Below are 17726 nucleotides of genomic sequence, written 5' to 3'. Positions count from 1 at the left end.
TTTTCTGCGGGAAGGCATTTTTTAATTCCACCAATTGAGCATACTAATGGAGCATTTATATCCAAAGGAATTTTTCGTCTATTCAAAAATCTGATTAAACTGATAAGTATAGTCAACAAGGCAGGTGTTCTTATGATACAGATTCAGAATGTGAAAAAAATATTCAGGTCTAAATCCGGTGATGTTACCGCACTTAATAATATTGATCTATCCATCGAAAAGGGAGAGATCTTCGGTGTCATTGGATACAGCGGTGCAGGGAAAAGTACGCTGATCCGAATGTTAAACGGCCTCGAAGTCCCGACAGAGGGAAAGGTGGAAGTGGCAGGAAGGGAAGTATCTAAAATCAAAGGTTCATCCCTTAGAAAAGCACGGCAGGAAATCAGCATGATCTTTCAGCACTTTAATCTGCTTTGGTCGCGGACAGTCTCAGAAAATATTGCGTTTCCTCTAGAGATTGCAGGTGTCCCTAAGCAGCAGAGAGAAAAGAGAGTTGCAGAACTGATTAATTTGGTTGGATTGTCCGGGAAGGAAAAGTCCTATCCGGCACAGCTTAGCGGAGGACAGAAGCAAAGAGTGGGGATTGCTCGTGCTCTTGCCAATAATCCAAAAGTTCTTCTTTGTGATGAAGCAACGTCCGCGCTGGATCCGCAGACTACCGATTCCATATTGGAGCTGCTTGTGGACATTAATAAGCGATTAAATTTGACGATTGTACTCATCACACATGAGATGCATGTCATCCGCAAGATCTGTGAAAGAGTCGCCGTAATGGAAGACGGAAGAGTAGTTGAATTAGGAAGGGTTCTCGATGTATTCAGACATCCTGAACAGAACATTACCAAGCGGTTTGTTCAACAAGTCACTGAACAGCAGGATACAAAGGAAATCATCGACGTTCTCATGAAACAGCATCCTGAAGGTGAGATTGTCAAGTTAACCTTCATCGGTGAGAGGACAGAACAGCCTGTGATCACTACTCTGATCAGGGATTTTGATATATCGGTCAATATCCTTCAGGGGAAAATCACCCCGACCCAGGAAAGCTCCTACGGGACATTATTTGTCGGAATTTCCGGCAATAGAGAATCCGTAGAAAAATCAATCCAGTTCTTGAAGGATCAGCAAGTAGATGTGGAGGTGCTATCCAACAATGGCTGATAAATTATTTGAAAATGTCGAATGGGACCGCATGTGGGAGGCCACTGGGGAAACCTTATATATGACGGCCTACTCTGTGGTCATAACATTTATTTTGGGTATTGCGCTTGGCCTCCTTCTCTTTTTGACATCCAAGGGAGGACTATGGCAGAACAAGTTGATCAACGGTGTGACGGCAGCGGTTGTGAATATTTTCCGCTCCATCCCCTTTATCATTTTAATTGTTCTCTTGATCCCTTTTACAAAGGCTTTGATTGGAACGATCATTGGAGAAGATGCTGCATTGCCGGCCTTGATCATCGGAGCAGCCCCATTTTATGCGAGAATGGTTGAAATTGCTCTTAGAGAAATCGATAAAGGCGTCATTGAAGCGGCAAGATCCATGGGAGCAAAAACAAGTACTATCATTTTTAAAGTGCTGCTGCCAGAATCCATGCCAGCGCTGGTCTCAGGCATTACAGTAACGTCCATTGCCCTTGTAGGCTACACCGCAATGGCGGGCGTCATCGGTGCGGGAGGCCTTGGAAACTTGGCGTACCTGGATGGATTCCAGCGAAGCAGACAGGATGTCACATTGGTGGCCACCGTCATTATTCTGCTCATTGTTTTCATCATTCAATTCATTGGTGACTTGATCGCATCAAGATTAGATAAACGATAAAAGAAGGGAGTCATTTTTATGAAAAAAATATTACTTTTGGCCATTACGGCTGTATTGGTTGCAGCACTTGCTGCATGCGGAGGCAAAGAGAAAGACGGAAATGGAAAGGAATTGGTTGTGGGAGCTTCAAATGTACCTCATGCCCAAATCCTTGAAAAAGCAAAGCCGATTTTGAAGAAAAAAGGCATTGATTTGAAAATCGTTAAGTATCAGGACTACGTGGTTCCAAACCAAGCACTTGATTCAGGAGATTTGGATGCGAACTATTTTCAGCATATCCCATACTTGAAATCACAAATGAAAGAGCATGGATATAAATTCGCAAATGCCGGTGCAATCCACATCGAACCAATCGGCATCTATTCTAAGAAATATAAAACACTTGATGACCTTCCAAAAGGGGCAACAATCCTTATGAGCAGCTCAGTCGCTGACCACGGAAGAATCCTAGCAATGCTTGAGAAAAAAGGCTTGATCAAATTGAAGCCGGGTGTTGATAAGGTTACAGCAACAGTGAAGGACATTACGGAAAATCCGAAGAAATTAAAGTTTGACTATCAATATGAAGCATCTTTCCTTCCGCAGGCATATAAAAACGGTGAGGGCGATGCAGTTGTGATCAACTCCAACTATGCCATTGATGTCGGTCTGGATCCTCAGAAAGATACCATTGCCCTTGAGGATAAAGATTCACCGTATGCAAACGTCATTGCAGTACGTAAAGGCGATGAAAATAAAAAGAACATCAAAACATTGGTGGATGTCCTGCATTCGAAAGAAATCCAAGACTATATCCTAAAAGAATGGCATGGATCAGTTGTTCCCGTGTCAGGTAAATAATATCAGTGAAGTCTCCAGGGTGAATATCATCCTGGAGACTTTTTTCGATAAAAACGGAGGCGTTCCTGTAGCCTTATGCTGGTCGGGGCAGTTCGAGGCGCTTCCGCTTTTCTACTTGTCCAGCTCCACCGGCTAGAGGCTGGGAGGTTTCCTTCAGCACACTTACGATAAGTCAACATCGGTTCACTTCGTTCACCGTGTTTCCTTTATCTCGTGGTGCTTCAGTCCAACCTCGGCGCCTCTGACCAGCCGGCTCCGCTTTTCTTTGTCCAGCTCCAGCGCCTAGCCCCTCGAGTCATAAGCCGCCCCTCTACGGAAATCAGGATTTCCTTCGAGTTCCGTCTTATGCTGGTCGGGGCAGTTCGAGGCGCTTCCGCTTTTCTTTGTGCATACTCTCGTTAGAAAAGTTTCATACTATCGAGGACTACAACTTTAATTGGAGCTGATTAGTATGCAAATGAATTCACATAATTCTTCCACAGAAAACGCACTTCATAACTACAAAGCAGGTTTGGGTGTATTCACGGAAAAAATGCCTGAATTGGCAGAGCAGTATAACGCCTTCACACAGGAATGCTTCAAAGAAGGGACACTTTCGAAAAAACAAAAACAGCTGATTGCATTAGGGATCAGTCTGTATTCCCAAGACGAATATTGCATCATTTATCACACAAAGGGCTGCTTGGACGAAGGTTGCTCTGAACAGGAAGTCCTTGAGACGATTGGTGTGACAGCAGCATTCGGCGGCGGGGCATCGATGAGCCAGGGAGTGACTCTTGTTCAAGAGGCCATGAGCGAATTGAATCAATTGAAGCAATAATGTAATGGATGAGCCAGTATAGGGGAGAAAAAGGGATGAAAAAGGAGAATGGGATGTCAATATTCGACCCTACCCATTCTTCTCCCTTCACTCGCTGGATAATCCCTTTATATCGCTTTTGGCAAGAAGAGCGATTGATGTTAGGATTACGGTGTAACAATCAGCAAGCACAAAAATTGAAAGGATTGATTCCTCATTAACTCTCTGAAAATGGATTACACGACTGAAATGGAAAAAGCGATGCAAAGCGCTCACGGAGTAGGTTATGAAGTCTACAGACGAAAGCATGATATCAGAATGCAAGTAGAGAAACGAAGAGAGGCCAATTACGTAGCAAGCAGAAGAATTGTTGCAGACATTGATCGCAAGGTACACGCTAATATATAATAAGGAAAGAACAAGAATAGCCGGTGATATTTTCACCGGCTATTCTTTTTGAATCGCACATGAAGAAGGCCTCTTTCGCCTATCCTAGAATAAATGGAAGCAAGGCAGGCAAATTCCGATTTCAAAGGTGGACAGGCTCATCTCCATCTCCCTGTTTTTGCCTACACGGTATTCGGTGAAAGAGTTGCTATCACTTTTCATTTGTTATAAGATTGTAATGAGAATAAATTGAGAATAGAAAACTCAAAATCAAATCTTATTTGATGTTAACGGAGGTATAAATATGGCAGCTTCAACTTTAGTAATCAAAGACCTTCACGTAGAGATTGAGGGAAAAGAAATTCTAAAAGGTGTGAACCTGGAAGTGAAAGGTGGAGAAATCCATGCAATCATGGGACCGAACGGTACTGGTAAATCCACTTTATCTTCTGCTATCATGGGCCACCCTAAATACACAGTAACAAAAGGAAGCATCACGCTTGATGGAAAAGACGTCCTTGAGATGGAAGTCGATGAGCGTGCGCAGGCAGGACTATTCCTTGCAATGCAGTACCCAAGCGAAATCAGCGGTGTAACGAATGCTGACTTCCTGCGTTCTGCCATCAACAGCAGACGTGAAGAAGGAGAAGAAATCTCCTTGATGAAATTCATCCGCAAGATGGATGAAAAAATGGATTTCCTTGAAATGGATCAAGATATGGCACAGCGCTACTTGAATGAAGGATTCTCCGGCGGTGAGAAAAAACGCAACGAAATTCTTCAATTAATGATGATTGAACCAAAAATCGCCATCCTTGATGAAATTGACTCTGGTCTTGACATCGATGCACTTAAAGTCGTTTCTAAAGGAATCAATGAAATGCGCGGAGAAGATTTTGGCTGCTTGATCATCACTCACTATCAGCGCCTGCTTAACTATATTACGCCAGACCATGTACACATTATGATGCAAGGACGCGTTGTTAAATCAGGTGGAGCTGAGTTGGCACAGCGCCTTGAAGCAGAAGGCTACGACTGGATCAAGCAAGAACTAGGAATCGAAGACGAAACTGTTGGTCAAGAAGCGTAAGCGTTAGGGGGATAAAGATGACAGTGGATACAAAACTACCAGTAGATCAGGAGTACGTAAGCTCCTTTTCAAAGGAGCAAGGTGAACCTGAATGGTTCGCTTCCCTGCGTACAGAAGCATTGGCTAAGGCAAATGAACTTCCAATGCCAAAACCGGATAAAACAAAAATCGACAAATGGAATCTTACTCAATTCAGCAATCATTATGTGAAAAGCGAGAAATACGCTTCTTTGAATGAATTGCCTGAAACGGTAAAATCATTGATCGATCTTGAAAATACATCTCAAAACTTATATATCCAAAGAAACAACTCTGCAGCTTATTTGTCTCTTTCCGATGAATTGAAAGCTCAAGGTGTTGTATTTACTGATATTTTCACAGCAGTAAAAGAGCACGGTGAACTTGTCCAAAAGTACTTCATGAATGACGGAGTGAAAGTAGACGAGCACAAATTGACTGCTTTGCATGCTGCATTGGTAAATGGCGGTGCTTTCCTTTACATCCCTAAAAATGTAGAAGTGAAAGAACCGATTCAAGCTGTATATGTACATGACCAAGAGGGTGTATCTTTATTCAACCACGTATTGGTCGTTGCGGATGACAACAGCTCTGTCACTTACGTCGAAAACTATATTTCTACTGTTGAAGTAGAAAATGGTCTTGCCAACATCGTGACAGAAGTAGTGGCAAATGCAAATGCAAAAGTTGCCTACGGTGCTGTAGACAATCTTTCTAAAGGTTTCACAACATATGTTAACCGCCGTGGAACTGCTGCAAGAGATGCACGCATCGACTGGGCACTTGGATTGATGAATGACGGAAATACCATTTCTGAAAATGTCACCGACTTGATCGGCGATGGTTCTTATGCTGATACGAAAACGGTTGTTGTGGGAAGAGGTTCCCAAATCCAAAACTTCACAACAAAAGTTGTCCACTTCGGTAAAAACACTGAAGGATATATTTTGAAGCATGGTGTATCAAAAGACTCCGCTACATCCATTTTTAATGGAATCGGAAAAATTGAGCACGGAGCTTCTAAATCAAATGCAGAACAGGAATCCCGCGTACTGATGCTTAGCGAAAAAGCTCGCGGCGATGCCAATCCGATCCTTTTGATTGATGAAGATGATGTAACAGCTGGCCATGCTGCATCAGTCGGACGTGTCGATCCAGTTCAACTTTATTATCTAATGAGCCGCGGGATCTCGAAAGTGGAAGCAGAACGATTGATCATCCACGGGTTCCTTGCACCTGTCGTCAACCAGCTTCCTATTGAAGGAGTTAAAAAACAGCTTGTTGAGGTCATCGAAAGGAAAGTAAGATAATGAATGCTAAAGAGATTCGCAAATTATTTCCGATTCTCGACCAGGAAGTCAATGGGCATAAGCTTGTATACCTTGACAGTGCTGCAACTTCCCAAAAGCCGATTCAGGTAATTGAAGCAATCGACAACTACTACCGCCAGTACAACTCTAATGTGCACCGCGGTGTCCATACCCTTGGAACGCGTGCCACTGATGGATATGAAGGAGCGCGTGAAAAGGTAAGGAAGTTCATCAATGCTTCATCGACTGAAGAAGTTGTGTTCACACGCGGGACAACGACTTCAATCAATACGATTGCCGTCAGCTACGGGAGGGAAAATGTCAAAGAAGGCGATGAAATTGTGATTTCTTATATGGAACATCACAGCAACATCATTCCTTGGCAGCAGCTCGCAAAACATACAGGCGCTACCTTGAAATATCTACCGCTTCAAGAGGATGGAACGATTTCACTTGAGGATGTCAGAAAAACGATCACTTCCAATACGAAAATCGTTTCCATCATGCATGTGTCCAATGTCCTTGGCACCATGAACCCGATTAAGGATATCGCTAAAATTGCCCATGAAAATGGGGCGGTGATGGTGGTTGACGGGGCTCAGAGTGCTCCTCACTTAAAAGTGGATGTGCAGGATTTAGATTGCGACTTCCTGGCATTTTCAGGACATAAAATGGGCGGGCCGACTGGCATTGGTGTCATGTACGGCAAAAAACACCATCTTGAAAAAATGGAGCCTGTCGAGTTTGGCGGCGAAATGATTGACTTCGTCGGACTCCAGGAATCCACATGGAAGGAGCTCCCTTGGAAATTTGAAGGGGGGACTCCGATCATTGCCGGAGCCATCGGTCTTGGAGCCGCAATTGATTTCCTGCAGGAGATTGGCTTGGATGAAATCGAGAAGCATGAACATAAATTAGCTGCATATGCTTTGGAACGTATGTCTGAGATTGAAGGAATGACGATTTACGGTCCGAAAAATCCGCAAAATCGTGCAGGTTTGATTACATTCAACCTGGCAGATGTCCATCCGCATGATGTAGCGACTGTATTGGATGCAGAAGGAATTGCTGTCCGTGCAGGACATCACTGTGCACAGCCGCTGATGAAATGGCTGGATGTGTCTTCAACTGCAAGGGCCAGCTTCTACCTCTACAATACGGAAGAAGATATTGACAGCCTTGTAAACGGGCTTGTCAAAACAAAGGAGTATTTCAGCAATGTCTTTTAATAACTTAGACGCTCTATACCGCCAAGTAATCATGGATCATTATAAAAACCCGCGGAACAAAGGCAGCCTGGAAGACGGTAGTCTCACAGTGGATATGAACAACCCTACATGCGGAGACCGGATCCACCTGACGATGACTGTCAAGGACGGAAAAGTGGAAGAAGCTAAGTTTGACGGAGAAGGCTGTTCTATTTCCATGGCATCCGCCTCTATGATGACGCAAGCCATCAAAGGCAAGGATGTTGAAACAGCTTATAAAATGGCAGAAATCTTCTCAGACATGATGCAGGGCAAAGAATATGATGATGATATCGATCTTGGAGATATCGAAGCACTTCAAGGGGTTTCAAAATTCCCTGCCCGCATCAAGTGTGCGACACTAGCCTGGAAGGCGATGGAAAAAGGGCTGAAAGAAAACGAATAAAGAGTTTCTACTCTTGAATGGAGGAATGATTTATGGCTAAGAAAGCGCCAGAAATCGGGGATTACAAATATGGCTTTCATGATAAAGACGTTTCAGTATTCCGCTCCAAACGCGGCTTGACTCGTGAAATTGTCGAAGAAATTTCCCGTATGAAAGATGAGCCGCAATGGATGCTTGATTTCCGTCTGAAATCATTGGAGCATTTTTATAATATGTCCATGCCGCAATGGGGTGGAGACTTATCAGCACTTAAGTTTGATGAGATCACTTACTACGTGAAGCCTTCAGAGAAATCTGAACGTTCATGGGATGAAGTGCCAGAAGAAATCAAACAGACATTTGATAAACTCGGCATCCCTGAAGCAGAGCAAAAGTATTTGGCAGGGGTTTCTGCCCAATATGAATCCGAAGTTGTCTACCACAACATGAAGGAAGATCTTGAAGAGATGGGTATCGTATTCAAAGATACTGACACAGCCCTAAAAGAAAACGAAGATATTTTCCGTGAACACTGGGCAAAAGTCATCCCGCCGACAGACAACAAATTTGCTGCACTTAACTCAGCAGTTTGGTCAGGTGGATCTTTCATCTACGTACCACCTGGTGTTAAAGTGGATACGCCGCTTCAAGCTTATTTCCGCATCAACTCTGAGAACATGGGTCAGTTTGAGCGTACATTGATCATCGTCGATGAAGGCGCGCATGTGCATTATGTAGAAGGATGTACAGCACCGGTCTATACGACAAACTCCCTTCACTCTGCAGTTGTTGAAATCATCATCAAGAAAGATGCGTACTGCCGCTACACTACTATCCAGAACTGGGCGAACAACGTATTCAACCTTGTTACAAAGCGTGCAGTCTGTGAAGCAAACGCAACGATGGAATGGATCGATGGAAACATCGGATCTAAACTGACGATGAAATATCCTGCAGTCATCCTGAAAGGTGAGGGCGCAAGAGGTATGACACTATCCATTGCATTGGCAGGTAAAGGCCAGCATCAGGATGCAGGTGCAAAAATGATTCACTTGGCTCCGAATACTTCTTCTACGATTGTTTCGAAATCAATTTCGAAGCAAGGCGGAAAAGTAACGTACCGTGGTATCGTTCATTTTGGACGAAAAGCGGACGGTGCACGCTCCAACATCGAATGTGATACGCTAATCATGGATAATCAATCTACTTCTGATACTATTCCTTACAATGAGATCTTGAACGACAACATCTCATTGGAGCATGAAGCGAAAGTTTCAAAAGTATCTGAAGAACAGCTATTCTACTTGATGAGCCGCGGAATTTCCGAAGAAGAAGCAACGGAAATGATCGTAATGGGCTTCATCGAGCCATTTACAAAAGAACTTCCAATGGAATATGCCGTAGAAATGAACCGCCTGATCAAGTTCGAGATGGAAGGTTCCATCGGATAATTCATTTATACCAAAGATCCGCATTGTGGTTTTCGCAATGCGGGTTTTTATTTGATAAGATGGGGTAAAACATAGTCCCAAGGAGGGGTTGGCGTGATCTATGTTGGAGTGACCGGATGGGGTGACCATGACTCTTTATATACCAGTTTGACGAACAAAAGAGACCGATTGAAGGAATACAGTGGACATTTTCCGATTGTGGAGCTCGATGCCAGTTTTTATGCTGTACAGCCAAAAAGAAATATTGAAAAATGGCTGAAGGAAACTCCCCAATCTTTTCAATTCATCGTAAAGGCCTATCAGGGAATGACGGGGCATCAAAGGGGAGAAATTCCATTTGAGTCTGTTAAAGATATGTTTGAGGCATTCATAGACTCTGTAGGGCCGATTCAAGAGTCAGGAAAATTGGCGATGGTGCTGTTTCAATATCCACCTTGGTTCGACTGCAAAAAGGAAAACGTCGATTATATCCGCTTTTGCAAGTCAATGATGGGGGAATTGCCCTGCGCAATTGAGTTCCGTCATCAATCCTGGTATCGTCCAGAATTCCGGGAAAGGACCCTTGCCTTCATTCGTGATGAAAATTGGATCCACAGCATCTGTGACGAACCGCAGGCAGGAGAAGGATCGGTTCCGACAGTTCTGGAAGCAGTGAACCCTGAAAAGACTCTGATTCGCCTGCACGGCAGGAATTTTCATGGATGGAATAAGCCGAATGGAGACAACTGGCGGGAAGTAAGGTATCTTTACCGATATAATAAAGAAGAACTGCTTGAGTGGAAGAATAATCTCGAGGTCCTTAAGAAGCAGACAAAGGATCTTTATGTGTTGTTCAATAACAACTCTGGCGGGGATGCTGCAGATAATGCCAAACAGTTCATTGAATTGATGGATATTGAATATCAGGGGCTGGCTTCAAGGCAGCTGGATTTATTTGATTGATCTTTTTACTGAACCATTCAGGGGTGTATGAAAGAGGAGAGAAACAAGTATGGAATGGGTAGTGTTATTAGTCATCGGCCTGGCAGCTGGGGCCCTGGGCTCTTTAGTGGGGCTTGGCGGAGGAATCATCATCGTTCCTTCCTTGATTTATTTTGGAAGCTATACCGGCATCATTCCTGAGGCAAGTCCACAAGTGATTGTGGGGACGTCATTGGTAGTCATGATTTTCACCGGTTTATCTTCAACTTTATCCTATATGAAGCATAAAACAATTGATTATAAGAGCGGATGGATATTTTTCATCGGAAGCGGACCAGGAAGCCTTTTGGGTGCATGGATCAATAAAAGCTTAAATCTGCACAGCTTCAGCCTTTATTTCGGTCTTTTTATGGTGTTTGTATCCGTTCTGCTGATGGTGAAGAAATACTTCAAGCCGGTTAAGCATAATCCAAATGCAGGAATTCAAAAAACTTATACAGATCCGCAAGGGAATATACATACGTATGGATTCAGTCCCTTTGTTGGCATCCTGATCAGCTTTGCGGTCGGACTCCTTTCAGGCTTGTTCGGCATTGGCGGCGGTTCCTTGATGGTTCCCGCCATGATCTTGATCTTTCTATTTCCTGCCCACGTGGCCATTGCGACCTCAATGTTCATGGTCTTCTTATCTTCCATTACAAGCTCCATCGCACATATCAGCATGGGGAACATCGATTGGATCTTTGCCTCTGCTTTGATACCGGGCGCATGGGTCGGGGCGAAATTAGGGGTCTACTTGAATACAAAATTTTCATCCAAGACTTTGGTGAACCTTTTAAGGATCATCCTGATCATTGCAGGAATTCGATTGATCCTTCAAGGGCTTGCCGGGTGACAGAGGGGTGACGCATCTATGAAGGAAACAATCCATATTTATCACACGAATGATATCCACAGCCACTTAGAGAACTGGACGGACATCAAACAATATCTAGCGGAATGCAGGGAGAAGCATGAAAAAACTGGAGAAGAAATGCTTCTCTTTGATATCGGCGATTTTTGTGATCGATGGCATCCCTTGACAGAAGCGAGCAGAGGGAAAGAAAATACGGCTTTGCTGAATGACTCCAAGTACACAGCAGCAACGATCGGAAATAACGAAGGGATCACCTTTGCATTTGAGGATCTGGATTCCCTTTACGATGATGCGAATTTTGATGTGATTGCGGCGAACATTTTTTACAAGGGTGGCGAACGACCCGATTGGGCTCTGCCGCATAAAATATATCAGACAAAGGGCGGCATCAAAATAGGTGTCACGGGAGCCACAGCCTATTATGACACCTTTTATGACCTTCTCGGCTGGGATATAAGAGATCCTTTAAGAGAGCTTGAACACCAGATCGACAGGTTGAAAAAAGAAGCTGACATCATTATCGTCCTTTCGCATTTAGGGATCTATGAAGATGAACAGCTTGCCAAAATGTGTCCGGAGATTGACTTGATACTTGGCGGACATACACATCATCTTCTGGAAAATGGAAAGTTTGTAGGCAAAACATTGTTGGGTGCTGCGGGGAAACATGGCAGGCATACAGGCCATATCAAGCTGGAATGTGATACTGGCAGCAGACAAATCTTAACGAAAAATGCTGAAATAAAATCCTTCCCGCCCCATAATGTGGATCCTTACTGGTCAAAAGGAGAAGAGATGCTGCAGAAAAAGGTTGTCCAACTTAATCGGCGAATCGAAACTGATTGGTTTCATCCATCTGAACTTCCCCAGATGCTTTGTGATGCCCTTCATGAATGGTGCAAGGCTGATTGCACCATGCTGAATGCCGGGCTTGTCCTGGAGGGATTAGGCGAAGGGAATGTAACTGAATATGATTTGCTGAAGTGCCTGCCTCACCCGATCAATCCATGCGTCATTACCGTAGATGGTGCCGAGCTGAAGGAAATCATCAAGCAGTCATGCAATCCCGATTTAATTCAAATGGATGTGAAGGGCCTGGGATTCAGAGGGGAAAAGATGGGGATGTTCCATTACAATGGCATCCGTTTTGATCCTCATTTCAAGCAAATCATGATAAATGGTATGCCGCTAGACCCCGTTCAATCGTACCGGCTTGCGACGACCGATATGTTTACATTCGGCAAATTCTTCCCGGAGCTTCAAAGGGCTGAACATAAAGAATATTTCTTTCCTGAATTTCTAAGAGATATCATGGCATGGAAGCTTAAGCAACTGGCAGATTGATTCACTTACAGCATGGCCCTTTCATACAAATGGGTATGAAAGGAGTTGAGGGACGTGGTTTCTTTAACGCCTGTAGAGATAGAAGGCTTCACTTTCCTGGCAATTTCCGTGGAACTCCCGAAGACCACTTTGCTCGTCGTTACGAGCGAAAGGGGCTATATTATGTGCGGCGCCCTTGATGTGGGACTGTTGAACGAGAGGCTTAAGGACCGAAAAATACTGGCAGGACGCGCAGTAGGCGTCAAAACCATTGATGAGCTCCTTGAGGCTCCACTGGAGTCAGTCACTCATGAAGCCTTGAATGCCGGGATTATCCCGGGGATGCTGGGAAAGGATGCATTGCTTCTTATGCTGTAGCGGCAAAAAAAGGTATATTCCTCATGTAATGCGAGGGGTATACTTTTTTTTGAATCTTTACCTTTTGACGTAAAATAAGGACTAATTCACCTTGAAAAAATTCTTTAATTCTATATAATGAGAAACTAGAAAATAATGTCGGAAAAAGAAAAACTTTCAAAGATAAAGATTAGGAGAATCCTATGAGGCTTATATCCACAAGGTCGTTGGAACCTGGCATGATTTTGGCTAGTGCAGTGTACAACCAAGTAGGACAAGTACTGCTGCAGGAAAAAGTAGAATTGAAGACCTCTTTGATCAAACGTTTGGTCGAACTCGATATCAAATATGTCTATATTGAAGACTCTTTATCCGCAGGGATTAAAGTCAAGGACACAATCCCCGCTTCCGTCAAGCATAAAGCGATCCAGACGGTAGAAGCAGCTTTTACAGATATGCAGGCAGAAAACAAGTCGAAAAGAAGCTTTTTACTGGATCAGAATTCTAAGATATTCAAGGATATCATCAAGGGCCTTTTGGATGAAATCAAAGGGAACCGGGACCTTCTCACGATTTTAACAGACGTGTATATATATGATTCGTATATTTTTCAACATTCGTTCAATGTCACTCTCTACACGCTTGCAGTGGCTATGGAATTAGGCTATTCAAGCAAGAGCCTGGAAACCATCGGACTTGGCGCCATACTGCATGACGTAGGAAAGATGATGGTGCCGGAAGACATTCTTATGAAGCCCGGTAAGCTGACAGGGGACGAATTTGAAGTCGTCAAAAAACATACTGATTTTGGATTCGACATTTTAAGGCAGCTCCATACAGTTCCCCTTTTGGTCGCCCACTGTGCATTTCAGCACCACGAGCGGCTGGATGGATCAGGCTACCCAAGGGGATTGAACGGCAAGGAAATGCATGAATATGCCAAAATCATTGCCGTAGCGGATGTGTTTGATGCTGTCACTTCCAACAGGGTGTATAGGGATGCCCTTCTGCCGCATGAGGGGCTGGAGGTTTTATATGCCGGTTCCGGAACATTGTTCGAACCAGAAATTGTTGATGCATTCAGAAGGTCCGTAACCATCTATCCAAATGGCATGACTGTCCTGTTGAATGATTCCAGAAAAGGAATTGTATCGAAGCAAAACCCTGGTCTGACTGAAAGGCCGGTCATCAGGATCATTGAAGAAGATGGCCGTGAACTTCAGGACCCATATGAAATTGATCTGAAAACAGAATTGGATGTCATGATCCAGAGCTGTGATGTGGATTGGAAAAGTCCCGTTGCGAAATAATTTCTTGCGTTAATTCCTCCTGTTCAAGCATAGATATAGCTTGTAAAGGGGGAATTTTTTGTGGCTAAATTCCATAGTGTCAAACCCCGGCGGCCAGGACCGCTTCCAACCCGCTATGTTTTTCTTCTTACATTTGTCTTCTTTATTTTTTCTACGGTGGCAGGATTATGGATTGTCAATGCCGGGCTGAAACCTACTCTCACTAAGTACGCGGAATCTGAAACGAAAAAAATCGCCGCGCTGGTCATCAGCAAAGCCATCAATAAAAAAGTCGCCAGTCTGATGGGGGAGGATCTAATTGAATCCATCCCAAGCGGCAGTTCGGACGGGATGCCCATCATCAATTTCAACACGAAAGTCATGAATACGGTTTTGGAACAGACGCAGACCCTTGTTCAAGAGAATCTTAAGGAAGCAGAAAAGGGAAATCTGTCAGTGCTTGATACCCTGACAGATGTGGAAATAGATAAAGAAGAGACGGCTAAAAAGCAAGGAATCGTCTATCTGGTTCCCCTTGGACAGGCGACGAATAATGCCCTCCTTGGGAACCTCGGGCCAAAAATCCCCATCCGCTTCCATGCAATCGGGGATGTAGAGACGGATATCAAATATAATATCCAAGACCGTGGGATTAACAATACTTTCATCTATTTCTATGTCCATGTTGAAGTAAATGTCCAGATGATCATCCCGTTTGCGACAAAGATGACGAAGTACGAACAAAATATCCCGATTGGATTCACCCTGTTCCCTGGCAAAGTCCCTCAGTATTATAACGGAAATGGAAAAGCCAATCCTTCCATTCAACTGCCTGGGTCGTAGGAACTAATAAAAATTCAGAGATAAAAAGGCCAATTCGGCCTTTTTATTATGTCTACAATAATTTCCAAATGCTCCTTTAACTAATTAATATAGTAAAAACCGATAGATTTTATGTCTACGTACTATCCTGAAAAAATTTTAAATATTGTTTTGACAAGCATTTTAAATGCATATATACTTGATTTTAGATTATATTAAATAATCAGATAATATAAAAAATTCCAATTCTTTGGTACTTGAGTTGGAGGAGAAAACAGGGGGGAATATGATGGATAATCGTCCACAGTGGGGGACAAGGGCCGGCTTTGTCCTTGCAGCAATCGGCTCGGCAGTAGGTTTAGGGAATATTTGGCGTTTTCCAGGAACAGCATATGACAATGGTGGAGGGGCATTCTTTCTTCCGTACTTATTTGCCCTTTTAACTGCGGGGATTCCGCTTTTAATTCTTGAATTTACCATCGGGCACAAGCATCGTGGATCAGCTCCGTTATCTTATGCACGGGTTCGCCGCGGTGCAGAATGGATGGGCTGGTGGCAAGTAGCCATTGCATTTGTCATCTCGACTTATTATTCCGTCATCATTGCATGGGCAATGTCTTACTCAGTATTTTCATTTAAACTTTCCTGGGGTCAGGGAGACACCGTCAATTTCTTGGTTTCAGACTACTTGAAAGTCGCTAAAGCAGGAGAGGTAGGAAGTTTGGTGCCTGGCGTCCTTATCCCATTGATCATTACTTGGGTCGTTACATTAGCAATCCTTTTTGCAGGCGTCAAGAAAGGTATCGAAAAAGCGAACAAAATTATGATTCCAGCACTTGTTGTTTTATTCTTGATTATTGTTGTTCGCGCGTTGACTCTTGAAGGCGCAGTAGATGGATTGAATGCATTCTTCAAACCAAATTGGGACATGATTGCCAAGCCGCAGGTATGGGTGGCCGCATATGGACAGATCTTCTTCTCGCTATCCATTGCATTCGCTATCATGGTTACTTACTCAAGCTATCTTCCAAAAAAATCGGATATCACTAATAATGCCTTTATTACAGGATTTGCGAACTCCAGCGTTGAATTATTAGCTGGTATCGGTGTTTTCGCAGCACTTGGTTTCATGGCGCATCAGCAAGGTGTTCCAGTCGATAAAGTGGTAAGCAGCGGTGTCATCCTGGCATTTGCCGTCTTCCCGGAAATCATCAACCAATTCCCTGCATTAAATGGATTGTTTGGATTCTTATTCTTCTTCTGTTTAGTTCTTGCAGGATTATCATCACTGATCTCCATTGTTGAAACATTCATTGCAGGGGTTCAGGAGAAATTCAATGTATCCCGTAAATTGGCTGTTTCAGTCGGCGGCGGTCTGTCAGCTTTGATTTCATTATTCTTCGCCACTCAAGGCGGATTGAACTTCCTTGATGTAACAGATGAATTCATCAATCAATTCGGAGTTGCATTAGCAGGATTGTTCGAAGTTGTCTTCTTCGCATGGTTCGTGAAGCAGCTAAATCCATTGAAGCAGCATGCGGATGCAATCTCTGACATCAAGCTTGGCGCATGGTGGAAGATCTGTTTATCGATCATTACCCCAATCGTTTTAGGCTACATGATGTACGGTAAATTCAAAGAACGTATTGTAAACGGATATGGCGACTATCCAGCAGACTTCTTATTCAACTATGGATGGTCTGTAGCACTTGGCGCCATTCTCATCGCTGTTCTGATTTCAAGAAAATCCTGGCCGGGCAGCAAAATCGAAGTACCGGCATCAGATAAGGAGGTTTCAAGCTAATGGACGCTTCAGCAGTAGTCATGATGATCATCGGTATGGTAATCATTTGGGGAGGACTCGGAGCGAGCATTCTCCATGCAGTCCGAAAAGCTAAAGCCTCAAAATCTTCTTTATAAGATGAATGAAAACCGGTCCTCTTCTAATAGAGGGCCGGTTTTTTTATGTCTTGAAAAAATAATGAAATTGAATCAAGCGTGTGAGGGAAATTACAATAAAATGTCTCAAAAATTAGGTTAGAGCGATAAAATGTATGCAAAGTTTGGGGGAAATGTCTATCCTAAGGAAAAAATGAAGAAAAAAAACCGGTAAATCAGGGGCTAATCCCATTCTTCCTACGGTCTATGCGCGAGAAACCTCTGTTTATGCGCCATTTTGCAAGTTCTATGCGCGAAAAAATCCCGGCTATGCGCCAGCCGCTACGGCTTATGCGCGAAAGACGTTATCCTATGCGCCAGTGATAAGTTCTGCACTAAACGCAAGGTAGCTATAACCCTTTTTTGAAGGCATCTCCCAAGATTCTGTCATAATTCGACAAAAAACGGGGAGTGCCTGTGCTCTCCCCCCTTATAATGGACAAATAAGATATGATGAATATACGACAAGTCTAATTATTCGGGGGAAGATTACCATGACTAAAAAACGAAAAACACCACATGCAAGTGTCGAAAATAGATTGAAGGCTGTTTTAAAAGTAATGAATGATGGGGAGTCTGTTGCTTCAGTGGCGCACGATTTAGGTGTTCATAGAGATACGGTTAATCGTTGGGTTATAGCGTATAAAGAAAATGGAAGAGAAGGGTTAATTAATCCTCGATCCATCACTCAATCACCTGTTACGGAAGATCAAAAACGAATTCGGGATTTAGAAAAACAAGTGAGAGAGCAAAAGGAAACCATTGAAATCTTAAAAAAGTTCGAGGCCTTTCTCAAAAATCAAAAGTAGAT

18 protein-coding genes are annotated in these 17726 nt (G+C 43.5%); all 18 read left to right on the top strand.

Annotated features, from left to right (window positions below):
• Positions 1–132: 132 nt before the first annotated feature.
• The 18 genes from ABTV07_RS16650 to ABTV07_RS16565 all read left to right on the top strand — a co-directional run bounded on the left by ABTV07_RS16650 (position 133) and on the right by ABTV07_RS16565 (position 17724).
• Positions 133–1161 (top strand): methionine ABC transporter ATP-binding protein, encoded by a 1029-nt coding sequence (locus ABTV07_RS16650; protein WP_433744228.1) that lies wholly within the window; start codon positions 133–135, stop codon positions 1159–1161.
• Positions 1154–1822 (top strand): methionine ABC transporter permease, encoded by a 669-nt coding sequence (locus ABTV07_RS16645; protein WP_433744225.1) that lies wholly within the window; start codon positions 1154–1156, stop codon positions 1820–1822. Before ABTV07_RS16650 ends, ABTV07_RS16645 begins: the two co-directional genes overlap by 8 nt.
• Before the next feature lie 18 nt (positions 1823–1840).
• The gene (locus ABTV07_RS16640) at positions 1841–2662 is read left to right on the top strand and encodes a MetQ/NlpA family ABC transporter substrate-binding protein (RefSeq protein WP_433744224.1); all 822 of its coding nucleotides are present in this window, start codon (positions 1841–1843) and stop codon (positions 2660–2662) included.
• A 457-nt stretch (positions 2663–3119) separates the two neighbouring features.
• The gene (locus ABTV07_RS16635) at positions 3120–3482 is read left to right on the top strand and encodes a carboxymuconolactone decarboxylase family protein (RefSeq protein ID WP_433751322.1); all 363 of its coding nucleotides are present in this window, start codon (positions 3120–3122) and stop codon (positions 3480–3482) included.
• Positions 3483–4152: 670 nt separating this feature from the next.
• Complete coding sequence (sufC, locus tag ABTV07_RS16630; protein ID WP_433744221.1) at positions 4153–4938, top strand: Fe-S cluster assembly ATPase SufC; 786 nt, start codon at positions 4153–4155, stop codon at positions 4936–4938.
• Between the two features lie 17 nt (positions 4939–4955).
• Complete coding sequence (gene sufD, locus ABTV07_RS16625; protein WP_433744218.1) at positions 4956–6266, top strand: Fe-S cluster assembly protein SufD; 1311 nt, start codon at positions 4956–4958, stop codon at positions 6264–6266.
• Positions 6266–7495, top strand: coding sequence for a cysteine desulfurase (locus ABTV07_RS16620; RefSeq protein ID WP_433744215.1), 1230 nt, complete (start codon positions 6266–6268; stop codon positions 7493–7495). Before sufD ends, ABTV07_RS16620 begins: the two co-directional genes overlap by 1 nt.
• Complete coding sequence (gene sufU, locus ABTV07_RS16615) at positions 7485–7919, top strand: Fe-S cluster assembly sulfur transfer protein SufU (RefSeq protein ID WP_433744212.1); 435 nt, start codon at positions 7485–7487, stop codon at positions 7917–7919. Before ABTV07_RS16620 ends, sufU begins: the two co-directional genes overlap by 11 nt.
• Before the next feature lie 32 nt (positions 7920–7951).
• Complete coding sequence (gene sufB, locus ABTV07_RS16610; RefSeq protein ID WP_433744209.1) at positions 7952–9349, top strand: Fe-S cluster assembly protein SufB; 1398 nt, start codon at positions 7952–7954, stop codon at positions 9347–9349.
• A 93-nt stretch (positions 9350–9442) separates the two neighbouring features.
• Positions 9443–10291, top strand: a complete 849-nt coding sequence (locus tag ABTV07_RS16605; RefSeq protein WP_433744206.1) for a DUF72 domain-containing protein — start codon at positions 9443–9445, stop codon at positions 10289–10291.
• 49 nt (positions 10292–10340) lie between these two features.
• Positions 10341–11165 (top strand): sulfite exporter TauE/SafE family protein, encoded by an 825-nt coding sequence (locus ABTV07_RS16600; RefSeq protein WP_433744203.1) that lies wholly within the window; start codon positions 10341–10343, stop codon positions 11163–11165.
• 18 nt (positions 11166–11183) lie between these two features.
• A complete protein-coding gene (locus ABTV07_RS16595; RefSeq protein WP_433744200.1) occupies positions 11184–12530 on the top strand; it encodes a bifunctional metallophosphatase/5'-nucleotidase in 1347 nt (448 codons plus the stop codon).
• A gap of 54 nt (positions 12531–12584) precedes the next feature.
• On the top strand, positions 12585–12887 hold the full coding sequence (locus tag ABTV07_RS16590; protein ID WP_433744198.1) for a YunC family protein: 303 nt from the start codon (positions 12585–12587) through the stop codon (positions 12885–12887).
• 182 nt (positions 12888–13069) lie between these two features.
• Complete coding sequence (locus ABTV07_RS16585; protein ID WP_433744195.1) at positions 13070–14176, top strand: HD-GYP domain-containing protein; 1107 nt, start codon at positions 13070–13072, stop codon at positions 14174–14176.
• Between the two features lie 60 nt (positions 14177–14236).
• On the top strand, positions 14237–14998 hold the full coding sequence (yunB, locus tag ABTV07_RS16580; protein WP_433744192.1) for a sporulation protein YunB: 762 nt from the start codon (positions 14237–14239) through the stop codon (positions 14996–14998).
• 268 nt (positions 14999–15266) lie between these two features.
• Positions 15267–16781 carry a sodium-dependent transporter gene (locus ABTV07_RS16575; protein WP_433744189.1) on the top strand — a complete coding sequence of 505 codons (1515 nt, stop codon included), beginning with the start codon at positions 15267–15269 and terminating at the stop codon, positions 16779–16781.
• Positions 16781–16897: a methionine/alanine import family NSS transporter small subunit gene (locus tag ABTV07_RS16570; RefSeq protein ID WP_114746112.1), complete on the top strand. Its 117-nt coding sequence runs from the start codon at positions 16781–16783 to the stop codon at positions 16895–16897. Before ABTV07_RS16575 ends, ABTV07_RS16570 begins: the two co-directional genes overlap by 1 nt.
• A 512-nt stretch (positions 16898–17409) precedes the next feature.
• Complete coding sequence (locus ABTV07_RS16565) at positions 17410–17724, top strand: transposase (RefSeq protein WP_433744186.1); 315 nt, start codon at positions 17410–17412, stop codon at positions 17722–17724.
• Positions 17725–17726 lie beyond the last annotated feature (2 nt).

The organism is Falsibacillus pallidus (genome assembly GCF_050990905.1).
Taxonomy (GTDB): Bacteria; Bacillota; Bacilli; order Bacillales; family DSM-25281; genus Falsibacillus; species Falsibacillus pallidus_A.
Note: the sequence above shows the minus strand (reverse complement) of the source record. Positions and strands in the feature narration are given on the sequence as shown.